Origin of the sequence: Candidatus Palauibacter sp. (genome assembly GCF_965261555.1) — a bacterium.
In the GTDB taxonomy this organism is placed as follows: domain Bacteria; phylum Gemmatimonadota; class Gemmatimonadetes; order Palauibacterales; family Palauibacteraceae; genus Palauibacter.
In genome coordinates, this window is record NZ_OZ253465.1 from 160,423 (window position 1) to 181,770 (window position 21,348).

Annotated in this window: 20 protein-coding genes and 1 pseudogene; 6 read left to right on the forward strand and 15 right to left on the reverse strand. The window is 68.3% G+C overall.

What is annotated here, in order from left to right:
- Window position 1 precedes the first annotated feature (1 nt).
- The 5 genes from atpF to ACQY5G_RS00645 form a co-directional block, all read right to left on the reverse strand.
- Window positions 2-553, reverse strand: a complete 552-nt coding sequence (atpF, locus tag ACQY5G_RS00625; protein ID WP_428276029.1) for a F0F1 ATP synthase subunit B — start codon at window positions 551-553, stop codon at window positions 2-4.
- Complete coding sequence (gene atpE, locus ACQY5G_RS00630; RefSeq protein WP_428276031.1) at window positions 553-813, reverse strand: ATP synthase F0 subunit C; 261 nt, start codon at window positions 811-813, stop codon at window positions 553-555. Before atpE ends, atpF begins: the two co-directional genes overlap by 1 nt.
- A 99-nt stretch (window positions 814-912) precedes the next feature.
- On the reverse strand, window positions 913-1,908 hold the full coding sequence (gene atpB, locus ACQY5G_RS00635) for a F0F1 ATP synthase subunit A (protein WP_428276033.1): 996 nt from the start codon (window positions 1,906-1,908) through the stop codon (window positions 913-915).
- Window positions 1,898-2,311 (reverse strand): hypothetical protein, encoded by a 414-nt coding sequence (locus ACQY5G_RS00640; RefSeq protein WP_428276035.1) that lies wholly within the window; start codon window positions 2,309-2,311, stop codon window positions 1,898-1,900. Before ACQY5G_RS00640 ends, atpB begins: the two co-directional genes overlap by 11 nt.
- A complete protein-coding gene (locus ACQY5G_RS00645) occupies window positions 2,308-2,622 on the reverse strand; it encodes an AtpZ/AtpI family protein (RefSeq protein WP_428276037.1) in 315 nt (104 codons plus the stop codon). The genes ACQY5G_RS00640 and ACQY5G_RS00645 overlap by 4 nt, the downstream gene beginning before the upstream one ends.
- A gap of 233 nt (window positions 2,623-2,855) precedes the next feature.
- On the opposite strand from ACQY5G_RS00645, the gene ACQY5G_RS00650 reads away from it, so the two are divergent.
- Both ACQY5G_RS00650 and ACQY5G_RS00655 read left to right on the forward strand, forming a co-directional pair.
- Window positions 2,856-3,866 (forward strand): AAA family ATPase, encoded by a 1,011-nt coding sequence (locus tag ACQY5G_RS00650; protein WP_428276039.1) that lies wholly within the window; start codon window positions 2,856-2,858, stop codon window positions 3,864-3,866.
- A gap of 80 nt (window positions 3,867-3,946) precedes the next feature.
- The gene (locus ACQY5G_RS00655) at window positions 3,947-5,170 is read left to right on the forward strand and encodes a hemolysin family protein (RefSeq protein WP_428276041.1); all 1,224 of its coding nucleotides are present in this window, start codon (window positions 3,947-3,949) and stop codon (window positions 5,168-5,170) included.
- Window positions 5,171-5,400: 230 nt separating this feature from the next.
- On the opposite strand, the gene ACQY5G_RS00660 is transcribed toward ACQY5G_RS00655, so the two are convergent.
- From ACQY5G_RS00660 to ACQY5G_RS00670, 3 genes are all read right to left on the reverse strand, one after another.
- Window positions 5,401-6,771, reverse strand: a complete 1,371-nt coding sequence (locus ACQY5G_RS00660; RefSeq protein ID WP_428275103.1) for an IS1380 family transposase — start codon at window positions 6,769-6,771, stop codon at window positions 5,401-5,403.
- 95 nt (window positions 6,772-6,866) lie between these two features.
- Entirely contained in the window at window positions 6,867-7,676 is an 810-nt protein-coding gene (locus tag ACQY5G_RS00665; RefSeq protein ID WP_428276043.1) for a prepilin peptidase, read from the reverse strand.
- Window positions 7,673-8,440, reverse strand: a complete 768-nt coding sequence (locus tag ACQY5G_RS00670) for a TrmH family RNA methyltransferase (protein WP_428276045.1) — start codon at window positions 8,438-8,440, stop codon at window positions 7,673-7,675. Before ACQY5G_RS00670 ends, ACQY5G_RS00665 begins: the two co-directional genes overlap by 4 nt.
- 99 nt (window positions 8,441-8,539) lie before the next feature.
- Here ACQY5G_RS00670 and thiD point away from each other — a divergent pair, with 99 nt between their 5' ends.
- Window positions 8,540-9,358: a bifunctional hydroxymethylpyrimidine kinase/phosphomethylpyrimidine kinase gene (thiD, locus tag ACQY5G_RS00675; RefSeq protein ID WP_428276047.1), complete on the forward strand. Its 819-nt coding sequence runs from the start codon at window positions 8,540-8,542 to the stop codon at window positions 9,356-9,358.
- A gap of 3 nt (window positions 9,359-9,361) precedes the next feature.
- Here thiD and ACQY5G_RS00680 read toward each other — a convergent pair whose 3' ends face one another.
- A complete protein-coding gene (locus ACQY5G_RS00680; protein ID WP_428276049.1) occupies window positions 9,362-11,788 on the reverse strand; it encodes an aldehyde dehydrogenase family protein in 2,427 nt (808 codons plus the stop codon).
- A 40-nt stretch (window positions 11,789-11,828) separates the two neighbouring features.
- Window positions 11,829-12,779 (reverse strand): deoxyribose-phosphate aldolase, encoded by a 951-nt coding sequence (gene deoC / locus ACQY5G_RS00685; RefSeq protein WP_428276051.1) that lies wholly within the window; start codon window positions 12,777-12,779, stop codon window positions 11,829-11,831.
- Between the two features lie 318 nt (window positions 12,780-13,097).
- On the opposite strand from deoC, the gene katG reads away from it, so the two are divergent.
- Entirely contained in the window at window positions 13,098-15,224 is a 2,127-nt protein-coding gene (gene katG / locus ACQY5G_RS00690) for a catalase/peroxidase HPI (RefSeq protein ID WP_428276053.1), read from the forward strand.
- A 214-nt stretch (window positions 15,225-15,438) separates the two neighbouring features.
- Here katG and ACQY5G_RS00695 read toward each other — a convergent pair whose 3' ends face one another.
- The 5 genes from ACQY5G_RS00695 to ACQY5G_RS00715 all read right to left on the reverse strand — a co-directional run bounded on the left by ACQY5G_RS00695 (window position 15,439) and on the right by ACQY5G_RS00715 (window position 20,259).
- The gene (locus ACQY5G_RS00695) at window positions 15,439-15,693 is read right to left on the reverse strand and encodes a hypothetical protein (RefSeq protein ID WP_428276055.1); all 255 of its coding nucleotides are present in this window, start codon (window positions 15,691-15,693) and stop codon (window positions 15,439-15,441) included.
- A 153-nt stretch (window positions 15,694-15,846) separates the two neighbouring features.
- Window positions 15,847-16,983, reverse strand: coding sequence for a hypothetical protein (locus ACQY5G_RS00700; RefSeq protein ID WP_428276057.1), 1,137 nt, complete (start codon window positions 16,981-16,983; stop codon window positions 15,847-15,849).
- A 270-nt stretch (window positions 16,984-17,253) separates the two neighbouring features.
- Window positions 17,254-17,943, reverse strand: coding sequence for a hypothetical protein (locus ACQY5G_RS00705; protein WP_428276059.1), 690 nt, complete (start codon window positions 17,941-17,943; stop codon window positions 17,254-17,256).
- A gap of 5 nt (window positions 17,944-17,948) precedes the next feature.
- The gene (locus ACQY5G_RS00710) at window positions 17,949-18,740 is read right to left on the reverse strand and encodes a hypothetical protein (protein WP_428276061.1); all 792 of its coding nucleotides are present in this window, start codon (window positions 18,738-18,740) and stop codon (window positions 17,949-17,951) included.
- 247 nt (window positions 18,741-18,987) lie between these two features.
- Complete coding sequence (locus ACQY5G_RS00715) at window positions 18,988-20,259, reverse strand: hypothetical protein (protein WP_428276063.1); 1,272 nt, start codon at window positions 20,257-20,259, stop codon at window positions 18,988-18,990.
- Window positions 20,260-20,498: 239 nt separating this feature from the next.
- Here ACQY5G_RS00715 and ACQY5G_RS00720 point away from each other — a divergent pair, with 239 nt between their 5' ends.
- Both ACQY5G_RS00720 and ACQY5G_RS00725 read left to right on the forward strand, forming a co-directional pair.
- Window positions 20,499-21,026, forward strand: a complete 528-nt coding sequence (locus tag ACQY5G_RS00720) for an RNA polymerase sigma factor (RefSeq protein WP_428276065.1) — start codon at window positions 20,499-20,501, stop codon at window positions 21,024-21,026.
- Between the two features lie 11 nt (window positions 21,027-21,037).
- A pseudogene (locus ACQY5G_RS00725) lies at window positions 21,038-21,121 on the forward strand (hypothetical protein); the annotation flags it as partial.
- Window positions 21,122-21,348: the final 227 nt, after the last annotated feature.

Here is a 21,348-nt window from a genome sequence, read left to right on the forward strand (position 1 = left end):
GCTAGACGTCCGACACGAACTCGTGGACGAGACGCCGGTTCTCCTCGGCGTCCAGCCGCGCCCTGATCAGCCGCTCGGAGGCTGCCAGCGCGAGGTCCACGGCATCCCGCCGGATCTCCTCGCGCAGACGGTCCCGCTCGTGACCGATCTCGCGGCGCGCGTCGTCGAGCATCTGCGACTGCTGCGCCCGCGCCTCCTCCAGCATCTCCTTGCGAAGACCGTCCGCGTGCTGCCGGGCGCTCTCGAGCATCTCCCGAGCTTCGCTGCGGGCCGCTTCGAGCGCCGCCTCCTGCTGCGAGAGCAGTCCCTTCGCCTCATCGCGGGCGGAGAGGGCATCATCGATGGCGCCCTGGATCTTCGCGTGCCTCTGCTCGAGTCCGCCCGCGATGAGCGGGAAGACCCATTTCGCCAGGACGAGGAGCGTGAGCACGAACAGGACTATCGTCCAGACGAAGAGCCCCAGATTGATCGAAAAAATCCCCGTCTCCGCCTGGGCGGCCAGCTTCACCGGCGCCGCGAAACCCCAGAGTGCGCCGAGACCGGCGAGGCGCATCAGGCAGCGCTACGCATGAAGGCGATCACGAGTCCGAACAGCGCCACACCCTCGATGAACACCGCGAGTATGATCGCGGCCGTCTGGATGGTCTGTCCTTCCTCGGGCTGGCGGGCCATCGCTTCCGTCATGCGCCCGCCGATGAGACCGATTCCGATACCGGCTCCGAGCACGGAGAGCCCGCCCCCGACGATGGCGAGACCGATCGCGAGGCCATCTCCCGTCGACATGCCCTGCAGCAGCGTCAACATGTTCAGCATCTTTGCTCCAGTTTCCTTTCTCAGTCGGGGGTTCGGACGACACCCCCCGTTCCGTCCGCGCCTCCGCGGCGCGGAAGTTGCCCGCGGACCCTCCCAGGGTCAGTGCGCGTGGCGAATCAACCCGATGAACACCGAGACGAGCATCGCGAAGATGTACGCCTGAATAAGCGCGATGAAGATCTCCAGCATCATCACGAACAGCGCGAGGCCCATGGACCCCAGAATCGTCGCGGCTCCGACCGTCGTCCCGACCACTCCCTGGCCGACCGTCGAGCCGTAGGTGAGGATGAGTCCCATGAAGGCGAGGATGACGAAGTGCCCCGCCGTCATGTTGGCGAAGAGCCGGATCGCGAGCGCCATGATCTTCGAGAACTTCGCGATGAGTTCGACCGGGGCCATGATGAGCAGCGTGACCGGTTTCAGCCACCCGGGCAGCCCGGGCGGCAGGAAGAAGACGGTCTTCGCGTAGCCCAGCGGGCCGAGGGCGATGAACCCCGCCGTCTCGATCACGACGAGCGCGATGATCGCGAGCGCGGCCGTGACCATGATGTTCCCCGTCGCCGTCGCGCCGAAGGGGATGAGGCCGAGCAGGTTCGCGTACAGGATGAAGAAGAAGAAGGTGATGACGAGGGGGACGAACCTCTCGCCGCCGCGGCCGATGTTGGCCATCACGACGTCATCTCTCAGGTAGAGATAGAAGGCCTCGATCCCGTTGAGGAGTCCTCCGGGCGCCTTCTCGCCCTCCTCGAGCCGGCCCGTCGAGCGCGCGGCGATGAACATCGTCACGATCGTGAGAACGGCCGCGAACATCAGGAACAGCACATGCTTCGTGATCGAGAGGTCGATCGGGTGACCCGCGATCTCGAACGGAAGCGGAGGAAACTCCGGGAGATGGATCTCGCCGAAGGGCTTGAGCTCCCAGATCTTCGAGTCCACGACGTGGTGCATCATGACTTCGGTGCCCCACTCCTCGGCGTGCTCGCCCGCCGCGGCGGCTTCGCCGTGGTGTTCCTGGGCGGCCGCAGCCGCGGGAGCGGCGTGCTCCTGGAGCCAGCCGCCGAGATTCCGGAAGGGGGCCATCGATCTATCGAGCACCGGGTTCATCCGGTTGAGCGTTCCGTGTCGAGTTGGTCTTCTTGGTCTTCGTGCGCGCGAGCGCGAGCCACAACGCTTCCGTCCACAACAGCACCAGCATGGCGAACCCGTATGCGATGGGCAGGTCGGGCGTCGCCGACCCCGTCCATGCGAGTCCGCCCGTCACCACCACCCCTCCCATGCGGAGGCCGATCCCGGCCAGCCAGGGCCGGGTCGCCCGCCGTCCTTCCAGGAGCGCCCGGTTCAGCGGCCAGACCGCCACCACCTGAATCAGCCAGGCCGTCGCGATCCCCCACGTGCGCTCACCGTCCTGCAACCACGCGGCCGCCACCGCCGCCAGCCCCAACGTGGCCAGCGCATAGGTCGGCGTAAGCCGCGTCCAGCCGGCGGGAATCCTCTTCACTTCCTGCGGTCCGCCTCCCCATCGGCCCCATCGGTCCGGGAGCCTTTGCGCTGCGCGGCCAGCCGGCCGAACATGCTGTAGCAGCCTCCCGCGAACCCCGCGAACACGCCGAGGAGCACGAAGAGAGGCTCGGTCCCGAGGCGGTTGTCGAGCCAGTTGCCGCCAACGGCGAGGAGCGAAATCGCCAGGCCCATCGCGATGCCGAGGCTCGCGAATTCCGAGCCCGCCGCCTTCGCGTACCGGCTGCCGATGTTCTCCCGCGGTTTCTCGGGTTTCGGCCGGTTTGTCGAACCGGGAGGCGGCTGGTGCATGGGGATACATCTCCGTCGTCAGAGCCCCGCGCCGACCGCTTGTGAAAAATTTCCCAAGCCCAATCTGTCCGCTTGTGAAAAATTTCGCAATGCCGGTTTCGCTTGACGCTGGGCAGAGAAGGCCTAGGTTGCTGCCACCATATTGAAGGCCTCTGGTCAACTCCGAAATGGCCTCGCCGACGCCCGGGTCTCGCAGCCCCGCGGCCCCCCTCACGCCTGGAGCCGATTTAGTCTTGGAAGCCGGTCGAAAGGTCGAGACGGATGACGTTCGGCTGCTCGAGGAACTGGGTCACGCCCGGCTTCGGATCGAGGAGGAAGTCGGGAAGCGGATCATCGGGCAGCGGGAGATCGTCGAGAAGCTGCTCATCACGCTGCTCGCCGACGGACACGCGCTCCTGGTCGGCGTCCCCGGCCTGGCCAAGACGCTGCTCGTCTCGACGCTCGCCGAAGCTCTTCACCTGGAGTTCAGCCGGATCCAGTTCACGCCGGACCTCATGCCCTCCGACATCACCGGGACGGAGGTGCTCCAGGACGACCAGCGCACGGGAGAGCGCCGTTTCGCCTTCGTCCGGGGGCCGATCTTCGCGGATGTGATCCTGGCGGACGAGATCAACCGGACGCCGCCCAAGACGCAGGCCGCCCTTCTGCAGGCGATGCAGGAGGGGGAGGTCACGGTCGGCAGCGAGACGTTCCCGCTCGGCCGCCCGTTTTTCGTCCTCGCGACGCAGAACCCGATCGAGCAGGAGGGAACGTACCCCCTGCCCGAAGCTCAGCTCGACCGCTTCATGTTCGAGCTTCGGATCGGGTATCCGACGGCGGAGGAGGAGTCGGTCATCGCGGACATGGCGGCGAGCGGACCGCCCGCCCAGGTGAACCCCGTCGTGACCGCGGGCCAGCTTCTCGATTACCAGGCGCTCGTGCAGAGGGTCCCGGCCTCGGAATCGGTGGTCGGCTACGCGGTGCGGCTGGCGCGCGCCACCCGGCCCCGCGAGGCCTCCTCGCCGGAATTCGTGCGCCGCATGGTGAGCTGGGGCGCCGGGCCGCGGGCCTCGCAGCACACGGTGCTGGCGGCGAAGGCGCGGGCGGCGCTCGACGGCCGTCCCGCCCCCAATCTCGACGACGTACGGGCGGTTGCGCCCGCCGTGCTCCGGCACCGGGTGGTTCCGGGTTTCGAGGCGGAGGCCGAAGGGAAGACCGCGGACGACATCGTCGCGGAGCTGATCGAACACAGCCGCGGCTGGTAGACGTTGGACGAAACCGACAGTACGCAGCGCTGGCCTACAGGTCGCGCGGGCCGTGACGCTCGGGCCGGAGTCCCCCGTCCGTGACCGGCACCTTCGCGCTGCTCGGCTTCCTTCTCGTCCTCTCCGGGTTCTTCTCCGGCGCGGAGATCGCGCTCTTTTCGCTCGGAGAACCCCGGGTCCGGGCCCTGGTACGCGCCAGGCGTCCGGGAGCGCGCGCGCTCGAGAAGCTGAAGCGGAACCCCGAGCGCCTGCTCATCATCATCCGGATCGGGAACAACGGCGCCAGGATCGGGGCCGCGGCGGTTGCGACCTACACGGCGACCGAGCTGTTCGGTTCCGCGGGGGTGGGGCTCGCCACGGGCGTCATGACGCTCCTGGTCCTCTTCTTTGGAGAGATCACGCCGCGGAGCTTCGCGGCGCGCAACGCGGACCGGCTGTCGCTGTTGGCCGCTCCGTTTCTCGCGGGCCTGGGGCGTCTGCTCGTGCCGGTCGCCCTCCCGCTCGAATGGCTCGCGCGACGGGTGCTGCCCGACACCGGCGGCGATACGCACGTGAGCGAGTGGGAGATCCGCTCCATGGTGCGCCTCGGGCATCAGTCGGGCGACATCGAAGCGCACGAGCGCCAGTTCATCGACCGCGTGTTCACGCTGGACCGACTGCGCGCAAGGGAGATCATGACTCCCAGGGTCGAAGTCCTCGCCTGGGAGGACTCGCGCAGCCTCGGCGACATCGCGGACGAGCTCGCCGACGTGCGCTTCAGCCGGATCCCCGTGTACGGCGAATCGCTCGATGACGTGACCGGCGTGCTGTACCGCACGGAGGCGTACCGGGCGCTCCTCACCGGCCGGCGGGACGCGGCGCTCTCGAGCATCGCGCGCGAACCGTACTTCGTGCCGGATACGATCACCCTCATCGAACTGCTCGAGCAGTTCCGGGCGCGTCGGGTGCACATGGGGCTCGTGGTGGATGAGCACGGCGGGCTCGACGGACTCGTAACGCTCGAGGACATCCTCGAGGAACTCGTCGGCGATATCGAGGACGAGACCGACCTGCCGCCGGAGCCGATCGTCCGGCTGCGGCGGGACGAGATCGCCGTGGACGCCGGGGCGGAACTCCGCGAGATCAACGATGCCTTCGGCACTTCGTTCCCGGTGGACGAGTACCGCTCACTGAACGGGTTCCTGCTCGGCGTACTGGGCCGGGTTCCGGCCGCGGGAGAGACCGTCGAACACGGCGATGTTCGAATCCGGGTCGTCGCGAGCACGGACACGCAGGTGACGCGGGCCCGCATCCGCCGCCGCTAGCCCGGATTTCTCACACGCGCCCCGGAAGTGAACCGCAGCCGTCCGTTCGGGCATAGTTGGCCGGATAAGTGTCCCACTCGGAGTGCGGTGGTAGCTCGGGGAGGGTCGAGGCGGGCTGTTTCGGGCCGGTGAGAGCGCACCGGAGCCGGATCCGTGGCGCCTGGAGACACCGGTGCCCGGGCCGGGGGAGGCCGGGAGGCTTCTGGTGAGACCGCAGGGTCGGGTCGGCGCTACGTGGGGAAGCTGGCGTGGACGCGCGCGAACTCGGCGGTGAAGGGGTGGTTCGCGTCCATGGCGACGGCGACGCGGCGGACGGAGACGGAGACGCGGGCGCCGATCCCGAGGAGCTTGAGGCGGAGGGAGCCGGCGGTGGCTCGGGCGAGGCGCGTGTGGGCGAGGGCGGCCCGGAGCCGGATCATGAGGACCGAGGCGAGGGCGGAGAAGACGAGCCTGAGCTGGTTGGCGGCCATGGGGGTGGCGGAGGTGCGTCCGGCGAACAGGTCGAGTTGCTGCTCCTTGATGGCGTTCTCGGCGTTGCCCCTGGGGCAGTAGATGCGTTCGTAGACGGTTTTGGGGGCGATCGTCTCCGGGAGCGAGGTGACGACGAAGCGGGGGTTGGACTTGCCGGGGATGTGCTCGCACTTGGCGATGACGCGGCGGAAGCGGGACCAGCTGGTTCGGGTGGCGTGGTCGAACTCGGCGTAGAGGCGCACCGGACGGCGGCGGCCCTCGGACTCGACCTTGGCGGCGAGGAGTTCCGGCGCGATCCGTCGGCGGAGCCGGTCGTTCTTCGCGACGCCGAGGACGTAGTGGATGTCGCGCGCTTCGCAGAAGGCCATGAGTTCTTCGCGGGCATAGGCGGAGTCGGCGCGGACGAGCAGTTCGACGTCGGGCCAGCGCCGCCTCAGCTGCGTGACGATGCGCTCGAGTGCTTCGACGGCACCGCGGGCCGGGTCGGTGTTGCCGGGGCGGAGCACGGCGGCGAGCGGGTGGTGGCCGCAGAAGATGTAGAGGGGGAGGAAGCAGTAGTGGCCGTAATAGCCGTGGAAGAAGCGGCCTTCCTGGCGGCCGTGCGTCCGGTCGTCGGTGCAGTCGATGTCGAGGACGAGGCGCGAGGGGGGCGGTCCGGCCTTCGACTCGATGAACAGATCGGTGAGCAGGGCCTGCATCGCCTCCGGGTCGTGGCCGATCCTGTGGTACCGGCCCGGCTCACCCTCGGGCGCGTGTTCGAGCCGGTTGAGCGTGCTCTTGCCGGCCAGGGCGGCGCAGTCCTTCCGGGTGGCTCCGGTCTTGTCGCCGAGAAGGCCCAGCACGGGATCGTGGCGCAGGTGGTCGTGATCGTTGAGGTCCTCGAAGCCGAGGGCCAGGGCCACGATGCGCTGGGCCACCAGCGTGGAGACGGAGTGCTCGGTGCGCGCCGGATCGCGGTGGTCGGTGAAGCAGGCCGCGAACCGGTCGAACAGGCTGTCCGCGCGCCCGATCTCCCGGAGCAGCAGCGTTCCGGCGTGGGAGGTGATCGTGCCGCCGTTGAACGCGGCCGTGACTTTACGGCCCCGGAAGCCTTGAAAAGCGAACGATACGGGCTTACGCTGTGTCGGCACCGGTCCTCCTTTTTTGTAGCCGCCATGTTATTGGGGAATAACAAATTAGCGACTACTGGAGGCCGGTGCCTACTCCATCCTGTGAGAAATCCGGGCTAGCGTGGTGTCGCGGCAAGATCCGGCGGCAGCGTCGCCGCGGGGCCCGAAGCGGCCGATCGCAGGTACCAATCGAACAGGGCGTCGCCGAACAGGAACGCGAGGGCCGCGCCGAGCGAGAGGAAGGTTCCGAATGGGACGGGCCTCCCGGTGCGAAGTGCGACGGGCCCGAAGACGATGGATCCGGCGAGCGCTCCCAGGAAGATCGTGAGAAGGGCGCCACCGGGGCCGAGGAACGCTCCCACCATCGCCATCATCTTCACGTCGCCGCCGCCGAGCGCGGGCTTGCGGAATGCTCGTTCGCCGAGCCAGCCCACAATGTACATGAGGCCGAAGCCGAGCAGGGCCCCGACAAGGGCGGCGGGCGGCGACGCCGGCCCCGGGAGCGCGGAGAGGGCGAGGCCCGCAGCACACCCCCCGAGCGACAGCTCATCGGGGATGATGTAGTGGCGCGCATCGATGACCGCGATTCCGATGAGCAGGGTGAAGAGGATCGCGCCCGCCAGCGCGCTCGGCGACGCGCCGTATGCCCAGACCATGCCTCCCCACACCAGAGCGGTCGCGACCTCGATCGCCGGGTAGCGCCAGGAGATGCGGACGCCGCAGTCGCGGCACCGTCGCCGCAGGAGCAGCCAGGAGAGAACGGGGAGATTGTCGCGCCAACGGATCGTGGCCCCGCACGCCGGGCAGCGGCTGCGCGGACGCACGACGCTGTCTCCGGCGGGCATGCGCGTGATGCACACGTTGAGGAAGGAGCCGAGCGCCGCGCCGAGCACGGCGGCCGCGCCCAGGGTAGCGGCGCCCGTCAATCGGACGCCCGGGCCAGCAAACGGTCGAGCAGGATGGCGCCGGCCGAGGCGACGTTCAGCGACTCCATGCCGCGGGTGAGCGGCACGGAGACGGCGCGGTCGGCGGCGGCGCGGAGAGAGGCGGAGACGCCGTGTGCCTCGCTCCCCAGCGCGAGCGCCACCGGTCCGGGAGATGGCCCCTCGAGCGGCGGGGCAGCGGCTGCGGCGACCCATATCGGGATCCCCCGCTCGGCGAGCCGCTCCACCGCCTCCCGGGCGTCCGTGCGGAAGACAGGGCTGCGGAACGACGCTCCCGCCGAGGCCCGCAGCGCCTTCGGCCCCCAAAAATCCGCAGCCTCCCCAACGCCGATCACGGCGGCTGCTCCGAGCGCGAGCGCGGTGCGCACGAGGGTGCCGACGTTGCCCGGGTCCTGCACGCCATCGAGAAGCACGATGGCGCCGTCGCCCACGTCGTCCCAGCCGTACGCCGGGACCTCGCCGATCGCGAGGATGGGCTGGGGCGTGGCGGCATCCGCCAGCGTCCGGACGACGGCTTCGGGCACCGCCTCCGTGCGCACGCCCCGGGCCGCCGCTCGCGCGAGCAACTTCTCCACGTCCGGCTCATCCCCAACCGCGTCGGCGTGCAGCACGGCGACCGTGCGACCCGCCCACTCGAGCATCTCGCCGACGAGCCGCCGCCCCTCGGCCAGGAAACGCCCGGTTTCCCGGCGTCCCTTTCCGCGGTGCAGCGACCGCCAGGTCTTGATCTCCGCGCGCGTCGGCATGCCCTTATTTTACGCCGCGGCGCAACGCACTGTCATCGCGACGCGAGAGCGCACCCGAACTGGCGGACCGCACAGCCTCACGCGGAGTCGAGGAAGAACGTGACAGGGAAGAACGCAGCCCGGGCGACGGCCCTCACGATCGCGGGAAGCGATTCGGGGGGCGGCGCCGGCATCCAGGCCGACCTCAAGACCTTCCACGCATTCGGCGTGTTCGGAACGAGTGCGGTCACCGCCGTGACCGCGCAGAACACGCTCGGGGTCCAGGCGGTGCAGGCGCTCGACCCGTCGATCGTGCGGCGCCAGGTTGAATCGGTGCGGGCGGATCTGCCGCCGGGGGCCGCGAAGACGGGGATGCTCGCCCACGAGGACATCGTGCGGGCCGTCGTCGCGGGGCTGCATGGTTTTGAAGCACCGCTGGTCGTCGATCCCGTGATGGTGGCGACGAGCGGCGACCGGCTGCTCGACCCGGCCGCCGTCGCCGCCATCGTCGAGGAACTACTGCCTCTCGCCGCCCTCGTCACGCCGAACCTGCCGGAGGCCGAGATCCTGGCCGGACGGACCGTGAGCACAGAAGCCGACATGTCCGCGGCCGCTAGCGCCATCCTCGCGCGCGGAGCCGGGGCCGTGCTCGTGAAGGGCGGGCACCGGGAGGGCGAGGAGGTCGTCGACCTGTTCCGGGACGGGAATCGCGAGCGCGTGTGGCGGACGCCGCGCATCCGGACGACGGAAACCCACGGGACCGGTTGCACGCTCTCCGCCGCGATCACGGCCGGGCTGGCCTCGGGGCTCGACCTCGAGTCGGCGATCGAACGAGGGCTCGCCTTCACGCATGCCGCCATCGCGGCGGCGCCGGGTCTCGGCTCCGGCCGCGGTCCCCTGAATCACTGGGCCGACCCCGGAGCCGGCTCCCGCGACTGAAAACTATTCTCCGTACGGAACCCAGATGTTCTTGATCTGGGAGGCGTGCCGGAGAAACTCGCGTCCCTCGCCGCCGGAACCGAACCAGTCCCGCCCGTGAACGGTCTCCGTCCACGTGCGCTTCAGATTGGCGGCGGAGCGGCGCTCCACGTCGGCGGACCCCTCTTCCGTCCCGAAGTACCACATCCCATCCACCGCATCGTGGCCGGCGAGGGTGGGCCGCACTTCCTCCTCGAGGCCCGTAAGGATGTTGATGACCCCCGGAGGCACGTCCGAGGTCTCGATCACCTGTTGGAAGTCGGTCGCGGGGAGCGGCCAACGCTCCGAGGCGACGGCGACGACGGAGTTCCCGAGCGCGACCGGCGGGATCACGGTGGAGATGAAGCCCAGGAGGCCGGGTTCCGGCGGACAGACGACCGCCATCACGCCCAGCGGTTCGGGCATGGCGAGGGTCACGTTGCGGAAGGGCGTCCGGTGGACGGCACCATCCCACTTGTCCGCCCACGCCGCGTAGGTGAAGAGGCGCCCCACCGAGGCCTCGACCTCGCGCCGGGCCGCCTCCGCATCGCAGCCGGTGAGCGTGCGCAGCCGGTCCTCGAACGCTCCCCGGCGGGCGTCGAGATTCTCGCCCAGGTAGTAGAGGATCTGCGCCCGCAGGTGCGCCGTCGTCCGGGCCCAACCCGTGGCGAGCGCCGCCTCCACCGCGTTGCGCGCGTCCTTTCTGTTCCCGCGGGCCACATCCCCCGCGGCGCGTCCCCTGTGGTCGAGGACTTCGAGGCTGTAGCCGCCGTCCGGCCGGGCCTGCCGGCCACCGATGTAGAGCTTCGCCGTCCGGTCTATCGCGGGCAGCGGCGCCGCGACCGGGGCCGTCTCGCCGGTGTCTTCCCGCCCGTCGCGCACGTCTTCCCGTCCGTCGTCCTCCGCAGTCTCCGCGTGCTTCTCGGGGGTCGGCTCCTCAGGCTCGGGGCGCCGGCGGACATACTCCCGGAGCCCTTCCCGGCCGCCCTCGCGGCCGAACCCGCTCTCTCGGTAGCCGCCGAACCCGGACGCGGCGTCGAACACGTTCGTGCAGTTGATCCAGACCGTCCCGGCCTTGATCTGCGAGGCGATGTCGAGGGCGAGGTTCACGTTCTCGGTCCAGACGCTCGCGGCGAGGCCGTAGCGCGTGTTGTTCGCGAGCGCGACGGCCTCCGCGGGCGTGCGGAACGTCATCTGTACCACGACGGGACCGAAGATCTCGACCTGGGCGATCCGCGCGGCCGGCGACACGTCGGTGCAAAGCGTCGGCGGGTAGAACCAGCCGTCCTTCGGGACGCTCCAGGAGGGCTGCCAGATCGCGGCGCCCTCCTCGCGTCCTTCCTCGACGAGCGACTCGATCTTCTGCAACTGGACGGGCGCGATGATCGCGCCGATGTCGATGCCCTTGTCGAGCGGAGCCCCCATGCGGAGCGTCTCCATGCGGGCGCGCAGTCGGTCGGCGAGCGCGTCGGCGATCCCTTCGTGGGCGAGGATCCGCGAGCCGGCGCAGCACACCTGCCCCTGGTTGAACCAGATCGCGTCGACGACGCCCTCGACGACGCTGTCGAGGTCCGCGTCGTCAAAGACGAGGAAGGGCGATTTCCCGCCGAGTTCGAGCGAGATCTTCTTGCCTGTTCCCGCCGTCGCCTCGCGGATGAGGCGCCCGACCTCCGTCGAGCCCGTGAAGGCGATCTTGTCGACGTCCGGGTGTTCGACGATCGCGGCGCCGGTGCGGCCATCGCCGGTGACGATGTTCACGACGCCCGGGGGGAGATCGACCTCGCGGCAGAGTTCCGCGAACCGGAGCGCGGTCAGGGACGTGAACTCGGCGGGCTTGAGGACGACGGTGTTCCCGGTGGCGAGGGCGGGCGCGATCTTCCACGCGAGCATGAGGAGCGGGAAGTTCCAGGGGATGATCTGGCCCGCGACGCCGAGCGGCTCGCAGTCCGCAAGTTCGGCGTCCATGAGCTGGGCCCAGCCCGCGTGGTGGTAGAAGTGCCGCGCGACGAGCGGAATGTCGATGTCGCGCGATTCGCGGATGGGCTTCCCGTTGTCGAGCGTCTCGAGCGTCGCGAAGAGCCGGGAGCGCTTCTGCAGGTGGCGGGCGAGCGCGTAGAGGTAGCGCGCCCGTCCGTGTCCCCCGAGGTCACGCCAGGCCGCCTGGACCGCCCGCGCCGCGGCCACCGCGCGGTCCACATCGCCGGGGCTGCCCTGCGCGATCTCGCCCAGCTGCTGCTCGTTGCTCGGATCGAGCGTCGCGAAGAACTCCCCGTCCGCCGGTTCGCACCAGGCGCCGCCGATGTAGTGTCCGAAGCGGGGCCCCCGTTCCGCGATCCACGCCCGCGCCTCGTCCGCGGCCTCCGGGGCCGGACCGTACTCCATCGTCTCGAACAGTTCCGCGATCTTCGGCATCTCCCTCAACCCCCTCTCAACCCGACCCTCGCCCCCGGCCTCATCCCAGCGGATGCCGGTGGTAGGCGGAGTACCGCCCCGTCACGTGGTGCTCCAGCTGGCGTTCGATGTCCGCGAGGAGCGAACTCGCGCCGAAGCGGAACAGCGACCGGTCGAGCCATGCCCCGCCCAGTTCTTCCTTCACGAGAATCAGCCACTCCAGGGCCTGTTTCGCCTTCCCGACTCCGCCGGCCGGCTTCAGACCCACGTGGAAGCCGGAGAGTTGCCGGTAGGCGCGGATCGCGCGCGCCATCACGAGCCCGACGGGGAGCGTCGCGTTGACCTTCTCCTTGCCCGTCGAGGTCTTGATGAAGTCGGCTCCGGCCATCATGCACGTCCAGCTCGCGCGGGCGACGTTGCGCAGGCTCCCGAGTTCGCCCGTGGCCATGATCGTCTTCAGGTGTGCTTCGCCGCACGCCTCGCGGAAGGCGCGGACCTCGTCGTACAGCGCCTGCCAGTCGCCGGTGAGCGCGTGGCGGCGGGTGATGACGATGTCGATCTCGCGCGCCCCCGCCTCGACGGCCTCGTGGATCTCCTCGACGCGCTGGGCGAACGGCGTGAGACCGGCGGGGAAGCCGGCGGCGACCGCGCACACCGGGATGTCGTCGCCGGCGAGCGCTTCCACGACGGCCGGAACCATCGTCGGATACACGCAGACGGAGGCCACGCGCAGGCCGAGATCTTCCACGTCCAGCGCGCGGAGCAGGTCGGGACGGACGGGCTGGCGGGCCTTGGCGGCGAGGCGGGCCACGCGTCCCGGGGTGTCGTCGCCGGCGAGCGTCGTGAGGTCGACCATCGTCACGGCGCGGAGGAGCCAGGCCGCCTGCCACTCCTTCTTGACGCTGCGGCGCTTCCCGAGCGTGGCGGCGCGGCGTTCGATCGCGCTGCGGTTCGCGGCCTGATCCCGGATCAGGTCCAGGTCGAGCGGGATCCCCGCGTTTCGCGCCCGCATGGGCACCACGGCGGCGCCCCCCGCGCTGCGAACAGGAGGGCTGGGCGACGTTGCGGGATTGGGCGAGACGCTCGGTTCCGGTGCCTTGGTCATGGCTTGAATATCGCGCACTCTCCTCGCACGGGCGAGCGAACGCCTCCCGCGGCCGCCATCCTCCATTATGAGGACGGCGATGTCCATGACGCGGTCTTGAGCAGATCCCCTTGCACACGGCCGGACGCTACCTTATTCCGCAGCCGGGCGCCGCTTCATTCCGCAGCGTGCGGCCCGCTACCGTGAACGAATTGTCGATCTGACGCTGACCATTTGGAGAAATCCATGACGACGAACGAAACCTGGTGGCCGAACCAGCTGAGCCTGAAGGCCCTTCGGCAGAACTCCCCCGCCTCGGACCCGATGGGCGGGGACTTCAACTACGCGGAGGCGTTCAAGAACGTCGACGTAGAGGAGCTGCGACGGGACGTCGAGGAGGTAATGACGACATCGCAGGAGTGGTGGCCGGCGGACTACGGCCATTACGGACCGCTCTTCATCCGCATGACGTGGCACGCCGCGGGCACGTACCGCATCACCGACGGCCGCGGCGGCGGCGGCTCGGGCCACCAGCGCTTCGCGCCGCTGAACAGCTGGCCCGACAACGGAAACCTGGACAAGTCGCGCCGGCTGCTTTGGCCGATCAAGCAGAAGTACGGCCGCAACCTCTCGTGGGCCGACCTCATCATCTTCGCCGGCAACTGCGCCCTGGAGTCCATGGGGTTCAGGACGTTCGGGTTCGGCTTCGGCCGTCCGGACGTGTGGGAGGCCGACGAGACGGACTGGGGGTCCGAGACCGAATGGCTCGGGGACGAACGCCACGACGATGACGGCGAGTTGCACGAAGGCCTCGGCGCCGACCACATGGGCCTCATCTACGTGAACCCGGAGGGGCCGGGGGGGAACCCGGACCCCGCAGCCGCCGCGAAGTTCATCCGCACGACCTTCGCGCGCATGGCGATGAACGACGAGGAGACGGTCGCGCTCATCGCCGGCGGCCACACCTTCGGCAAGGCGCACGGCGCCGGCCCCGAGTCCCACGTCGGCACCGAACCGGAGGGCGCCGGCCTGGAGGCGCAGGGGTTCGGCTGGCACAGCAGCTACGGCAGCGGCAAGGCCGGCGACACGATCACCAGCGGCCTGGAGGGCGCCTGGACCACCGAGCCCACGCGGTGGGACAACAACTTCATGGAGAACCTGCACGACCACGAGTGGGAGCTGACGAAGAGTCCCGCCGGGAAGTCGCAGTATGTGCCGGTCAACGCATCGGAAACGGCCACGGTGCCGGACGCGCACGACCCTTCGAAGAAGCACGCCCCCATGATGCTCACGACGGACCTCTCCCTGCGCGAGGATCCCGTCTACGCGGCGATCTCGAAGCGCTTCCTCGAGAACCCCGCGGAGCTCGAGGACGCCTTCGCCAAGGCGTGGTTCAAGCTGCTCCACCGCGACATGGGGCCGCGCAGCCGGTACCTCGGACCGCTGGTCCCGACGGAGCCGCAGCTGTGGCAGGACCCGGTGCCCGGCGTCGACCACGAGCTGATCGATGAGCGGGACATCGCGGATCTCAAGGCCAGGGTCCTCGCCTCGGGCCTGTCCGTATCGCGGCTGGTTGCGACGGCCTGGGCCTCGGCGGCCACGTTCCGCGGCACCGACAAGCGCGGCGGAGCGAACGGGGGGCGCGTCCGCCTCGCGCCGCAGAAGGACTGGGAGGCGAACGATCCGGCGGAGCTGGCGGAGGCGCTCCAAACCCTGGAGGGGATCCAGGCGGAGTTCAACGACGCGCAGGCGGATGGGAAGCGGGTCTCCCTCGCCGACCTCATCGTCCTCGCCGGGTGCGCGGGCGTCGAGCAGGCGGCGCGCGCTGCCGGGCACGACGTGCGGGTGCCGTTCGCACCGGGGCGCACCGACACTTCGGAGGAGTGGACGGACGCGGATTCGTTCGCCGTGCTCGAGCCCGCCGCGGACGGATTCCGCAACTACGTCAGGGACGGGAACGGAGCGTCCGCAGCCGAGCAGCTCGTGGAGCGGGCCTTCCTCCTCACGCTGACCGCGCCGGAGCTGACGGCGCTGGTCGGTGGCATGCGCGTCCTCAACGCGAACACCGGGCAGTCCGCGCACGGCGTGTTCACGGACCGGCCGGGCGCGCTGACGAACGACTTCTTCGTGAACCTGCTCGACATGAGCACCGAGTGGCGGGCGGCCGCAGATGGCGCCTTCGAGGGCCGGGACTCGGCTTCCGGCGACGTCAGGTGGACAGCGACCGAGGTGGACCTGGTGTTCGGTTCGAACTCCGAACTCCGGGCCCTCGCGGAGGTCTACGGGTGCGACGACGGGAAGGAGGCGTTCGTGCGCGACTTCGTCGCCGCCTGGAACAAGGTGATGAACCTCGACCGCTACGATCTGACCTGATCGCGGAGCGGACGGCGTGGTGCGCTACGGCACGATGTCGTAGCGCACCACGTACGGGATGTCGAGCGCGTCCGTCTCCACGACCCAGACCTCGGTCCGGTTCGCGTAGGACACCCGCGAGGTGGCGGGAAGCCGAAACCAGCCGATACTCTCTGTAGGACGATTGGGGCGCAGAAACTCCCCCCGCGGATAGTTCGTCCTCGTGCTTGCGCTCCTATTCGATGATAATGAGTTCCGGTAGGCAACACCACTCGTATGCCGTAAAGCACGTCGAGCCTTGACAGTTCCCCAAGTAGACGTGCTGCATGTGCACGCACGGACCCAAGTCCTCCTCCGACTCCTCCGGGCACGCATTCCCGCTCGGCGGTCCGTCCAGCACCGCTGAACCGATCGCCATTGGAGCAACCGCGAGGATGAAGACCGCCGCCAGCAGGGTGGCGACGCGGATGATCTGTGCGTAACACCACATGTTCCTACCTCCTCTCCGAACTCGATAGGCCTTGGTTCCGGCCCCAGCGCAAGATTCCCCAAGCTTGCGCCGGTACGTACCGGCGCAAGCGTACGGGAGTTGCGACTCCACTGTGTGCTTCTCCGTCCGAGCCCCGTCGCATCAGTTCAATCGTCAATCGGGATTCTCCCTGCGGAAGCTGAGCCTTGCGATCCGCCAAGGCGGGAAACGGGTGTCAGCGAGGAGGTACAGGTGCCGACCGCCACCCAGAACCCGGGAGTTCTCCGGCAACGGCACGTCCTCGTAGAGCTTGCGGCCGGTGTGCCGGTCGTAGATGTCGAGGGAGGAATGGTACGCCCCGAAAGGTCCACCGGACTTCGGGTAACCGAAACTGCCGTGCACAACGACGAGGCGGGAACCCACTACGGCGAGGTGCGAGATCGTGGTGCGCCCCCCAAGCAGGTCCGACACCTGCGTGGCGAACCCAGCTGGCGAGAAGGCGCCCGACTCGAATACGGGAACCAGTTCGAACGCCGCGGGGGGAACACCGATCTCTCCGATCGAGTCACCTGCCGTGTTCAGAATCGCCACCGGATAGCGCAGCGAAAACGCCATATAGATGGAATCGCCCGCCAAATCGAACGAGAGGCGCGCGATCGAATTCCAATAGGGTCTCTCCGCCGGAAGGAACGGCCACATGAATGAACTCCACGTCAGTTCATCCTCTGCGAGGCGATGCAGCATTAGGGGGCGACGATAGAAGCGTGATCGTGGATCGTCCCCTCCCGATTCGCTGGCAAGCCTCATCTCGAGCAGAAGATCGTCGTCCAAGGTCTTGACCCGTGAGGGAACTCCGGGTAGCCGCTTCGTAGTATCCGGCCGCAGGTCTCCGGTAAGCCACGTCAATCGAGCCTGGCGACCATCAACTACGGCTACTCGTCCGGACGCGGTCTCCGCCAGACCATCGATGCTCTGGAACTCGAACGGGCCCGCTCCAAATCGTCCGAAGGCCGCCTCGAGCCGCCCTTGGGCGTCGTAGCTCCGGACGCGGGGGAGCTGTCCGTCGCTCAGGAGGAAGCCACCTTCCGCACGTTCCTGAAAGATACCGGGCACGGCGATCGAATCCCGCGCACTCTCCTCGAGCGCGACAACCGTGGTATCGAACACACTGTCAAGCGCGACTCCGACCGCTGGCTGTGCGGGATCCGGCACCGCGTCGCATGCCGCGATTACCGAAACCGTCACTATTACCGCATGGCGGGACAACCACACCCGCTGGCGGAGAGCAGTCAACAGCCTATTGAATGACAACGACTAGTTCCGGGAGGCAGCACCACTCTTCCGCCGTCCAGCACGACGAGCCCTCGCATTGCCCCTTGTAGTCATGCGCCAGCTCCACGCACGGGCCAAGTTCCTCTTCCCACGCCTCGACGCACGGGTCGATGCCTTCCTGTCCACCCAACGCCGCTGGACCCACGGTCGTAGATGCAACGGCGAAGATGAAGGCTACCGCTAGCACGGTGGCGATACGTGTGAGCAGTGCCAACTTGTCCATGTTGTCCCTCCTTACAGATTCAGGAATCAGCTGCGGATGAGGCTGGTGGCGAGAGTCCCGCGCAAAGCACCAACCTGCGCCTCGAAGCTCCAGCTACAATCCGAGGCGGCGGTTCTGGAATCGGCCATCAGTACGACTCCAGTGTGATCAACGAGAAGCTTCGTGTTCGGGAGAAGCGGGCCGAATGCGGTGTCCATGTCTTGCCTCGACGCTGCAATGAACGTCGTGCCGCGCAACGCCCGGCGCGCATCCTGAGGCACCTCGTCGCCACCAAACACCACGACGTGACGCTTCAACGACGTATCGTCCCCAAGGGCATTCCACACGGCGACCCCGCCATCCAGGCAGGTTCGGCACCGGGCGAGGTCAACGATCCAGAGCAGGTGAGCATCCGTCGTATCCGACCTTGCGAGATCGAATGAGGACAGGAACACCGAAGTTCCGACCAGGCGATCCCGGACGCTCGACCGCTCGGCAAGGGGACTCGTCACCTGCAGCGTCGCCGCAAGCTCGCGGTTCGACGAGGCCATGTTCCAAACCAGGATCGTGCCGCCAAGCACCAGCCCGAGCAGGGTCCAGTCCAGCACCGTCCTGGAGAATTTTCGTGCCGCCATGAGCGTCACTCGGCTACGATGAAAACCGGGTTTCTCGCGAACGATAAACTGGCTTCCCCGGGTGGCCGCAACCAGCAAGGAAACAGTATCAATTTGGCTCAAACCGTTTACTCTTGATCCAGAGTGGATACTCCGTCCGATCCGGCCGGGAGAATGGGGCGGACGTGTTCCGCGGTGAACGCCGCGAACAGCCGCTCCGGGGCCATCCGCTCCAGCTCGCGCGGCGTGCAGCCCGGCCATGTCTTTGTTCTTCGGGCCATGGTGGTCCGTCCAAGCCCCGTGCGGCGCTCCACGCGTTTCCAGATCAGGCCCGACCGGCGAAGCTCGTACACCCTGAGCACCGAGAGACCGCCGATGAACGCCTTCAGGGTCGTCGCCCCGTTCGTGCGAGCCCCGAACTGCCGGAACAGCGTGACGCGCGCGTACCCCACGGCTTCGGCCAGTTCCTGCGCGCTGCGGAACGGCCGGTCGGCGGCATGCCGCGCGGCAAGAACCAGAGCCTTCCCGAGGGCGGGAGGCAGTGAGGAGCGCTCGAGCGTGTCGGCCAGACTCCACAGGCCCCACGTCGCTCGCACGGCATCGAGGCGAGGTCGCAGATGTGTCCGCAGTTCGGCATACCAGACCAGCGACGCCGCACGCACGCGAAGCAATCGCCTGGCCAACTCGGGATCGGGACCTGTCACCAGAACGACCGGCACCCACGGCCGCTCCCGCTCGAGCCTGACCAGGACGTCGACCTGATCGGGCCGAACCCGGCCACCACAAGCGACGACCACCGCCTCGATCTGCTGGTCGAAGCTGGCGAACGCTCCGGTCGCGTCCGCCACGCGGGCATCCGGGCCCGCGGCTCCGCATACCTCCTGGGCTGTCTGAAGCGTGTCCGCGACCACAAGGATCATGGCGGCCTCCTGCATAGGGAACGCGGCTGTCCTCGCGCCTTCGATGCATCTCCGGCGCCTACATCTCCATATGCCGGGAGAGGGCGAACCGTTACGTGAGCCCGTCGACCCGCTCGCGCACCATCGTCGGAGTTCGTGTCGTTCTCTGTTCGTAACAGGCTGCATGACAATGGCTTATGAACTTCTATGTCCGACGCGAAGAAGAAAAAGAGCTGTGGTGGTCGTTACCGGTGCACCGCTGGATCGATCACGCGCAGCTCGCCAGGAGCTCTACATCACTCGTTAGGGCGTTCGTGCGCGACTTCATCGCCATGGGGACAAGCCGTGTGGCGATGATCCGGCGCGGGACCTCAGAGTCCTTCGATGTCGAGGGCGACGATGGAGGATTCGTCGAGGCTGCCGTGTGGAGGGCCCAGACCCTGCGCCCTCTCGCCTCCAGCAACCGTTGATCCTCCGGAAGGCGGATCGAGCCGAGGAATCGCCCGGACGATAGGAACACGTCGTGCATGGCTCCCGGGGCTCCATGTGGGCCGGCTGCTCCGGGGGGGGCGGGGCGGTCCCGCTGCACCCAGATCCGTCCGTCCACATCGACGACGATGCGGGAGATGACGGCCGGTAGCGGGGGCTCGCCGGCTTCGGCCAGGGCTTCGCCGAGGGTGCTCCGCCACGCGTCGGGCAGCTCCTCATCCAGCTCCTCCCCGCGCTCGGCAGGCGAGAGCGGGAGCGGTTCCCCCGGATGACAGAACCGCACGAGGCTCGTGCCGTCCCGGTCGAAGACCTCCAGTTCGTAACGCCCGTCCGGGTCGGAGACGACCCGGGTCTCCGCACCGACACCGAGCAGCGATCGCGGCCAGGCGGCGAGTGCCACGCCCGAGGGCACCCTCACGCGGGATCGTGCCACGGTGTCATGCGCGGCCGCGTCGGGAGACCAGCGCACGAAGGACCGCTCCTCCCAGCCATCCTCCACCGGCCCGGGGGATTCGATCCACACGCTCTGGTCCGGCTGGAGGGAGAGGAACCCGACCTCGCCGGACATGACCGCCGGCATGAGCAACGCCGGATCGACCGCCGTCACGCTGCTCGAACGCGACGCCAGGTCGAGTGAAGTCAGCCGATTCGTGCCGAGGTCCAGGACGAGGAGGGTGTTGGCATCGACCCAGGTCACCGCTGCCGGGGCCTGGACCTCGCCCGGGCCTTGGCCCCGTGTCATGACCGGCCCCAGCCACTCTCCATCGGGGTCGACCACGACGACTTCGGCGAGGCCCCAGTCCGCGATGGCCACCGATCCGTCGGGGCCTACGGCGACGTCAGCCGGAAAGATCAGTTCCTCCGTTTCCTCGGAGCCTCCGGCACGCCACACCTCACGCCAGGAAAGCTCGGCGGGCCAGGTCCCGACGCCCGTGTTCGTCACGGTCCGACCGTCGGGGTCCACGACTTCACACGCGGGGGATCCCGGCCGGCCGCAACCGGCGACCGTGGCGGCAAGGAGTGAGGTCAGTGCCCGGGATCCGAGAGTCATGTACTGACGCCTACCCCGCGATGGGCTCTCCGTCAATCGGGATTCGACTCCAGGAAGCTGGGCCTTGCGATCCGCAAGGGCGGAAAACGGCGGTCCTGGAGAACGTAGAGATACCGCCAATACGGCCTCTCCATGGGAACGAACGGGTAGGTGTGTAACGTTTGGCGGTTTCGCGGCATATACAAGATGGGAGTTTACGTCATCAAGCGGCGGAAGGAATCCATGGCGGGCGACTTGACTTGCTGACGTCCGAGCAGGAGCGGCGACTGGCCGACGAGGCGGGACGCGGCGATCGCGAGGCTCTGGAGTGCCTGTACAGGGAGTATTCCGACGAGTTGTACGACATTGCGCGTCGTCTGACCGGATCGTCGGCTGATGCGTACGATGTCGTGCACAGTATGTTCGGTCGGCTTCCCGCTGCCCTTCGGGGCTACGCCCGTCACCGCCCGCTCAGACCGTGGCTGCACGCTGTGACGGTTCGCGCGGCCCTCTCGCAGATCCGGCGGGAAAGGCGGCGTGGCGAAGTATCGATGCCCGATGATCGGGTCGATGAGGCGTCCGTTGGAACGCCCCTCTTGGATTTCATCATGCTTGAACGTGCACTGTCTTCGCTCCCGGAGGGATACAGGTCCGTGATCGTGCTTAAGGAATTCCAGGGCTATTCCCACCGGGAGATCGGCAAGCTGCTGGGAATATCGCGTGCCGCTTCGCGCGCGCGGCTATGCAGGGCGCGGATAGAGCTCCGTGCCATGCTGGCCGATGAATAAGGAGATGAGAGGTGTTTTCTGACAAGACGGGAGAGCATCCGGACGATCAGGCTCTAAACCGTTTCGCTGACGGCGAATTGAAAGGACGTGCCGCCCGCCGTGTCCGCTCACACCTTCAATCGTGCGCGGCGTGTCGCGAAGAAGTCCAGTTCATTCGTGACCTGGGGCACGCAATCCGGACGATCCCCTCGCCGAGGCCACCGGAAGCTCTGTTCGACGAGATCTTCCGGAAGGAGCCGAAGAGTGCCACGGTTGGCCCCGCGACCGTACCGCAGCCGAGGCTCATCGCGTTCTCGCGAAGTCTGCTTCTTGCGGCGGGGAT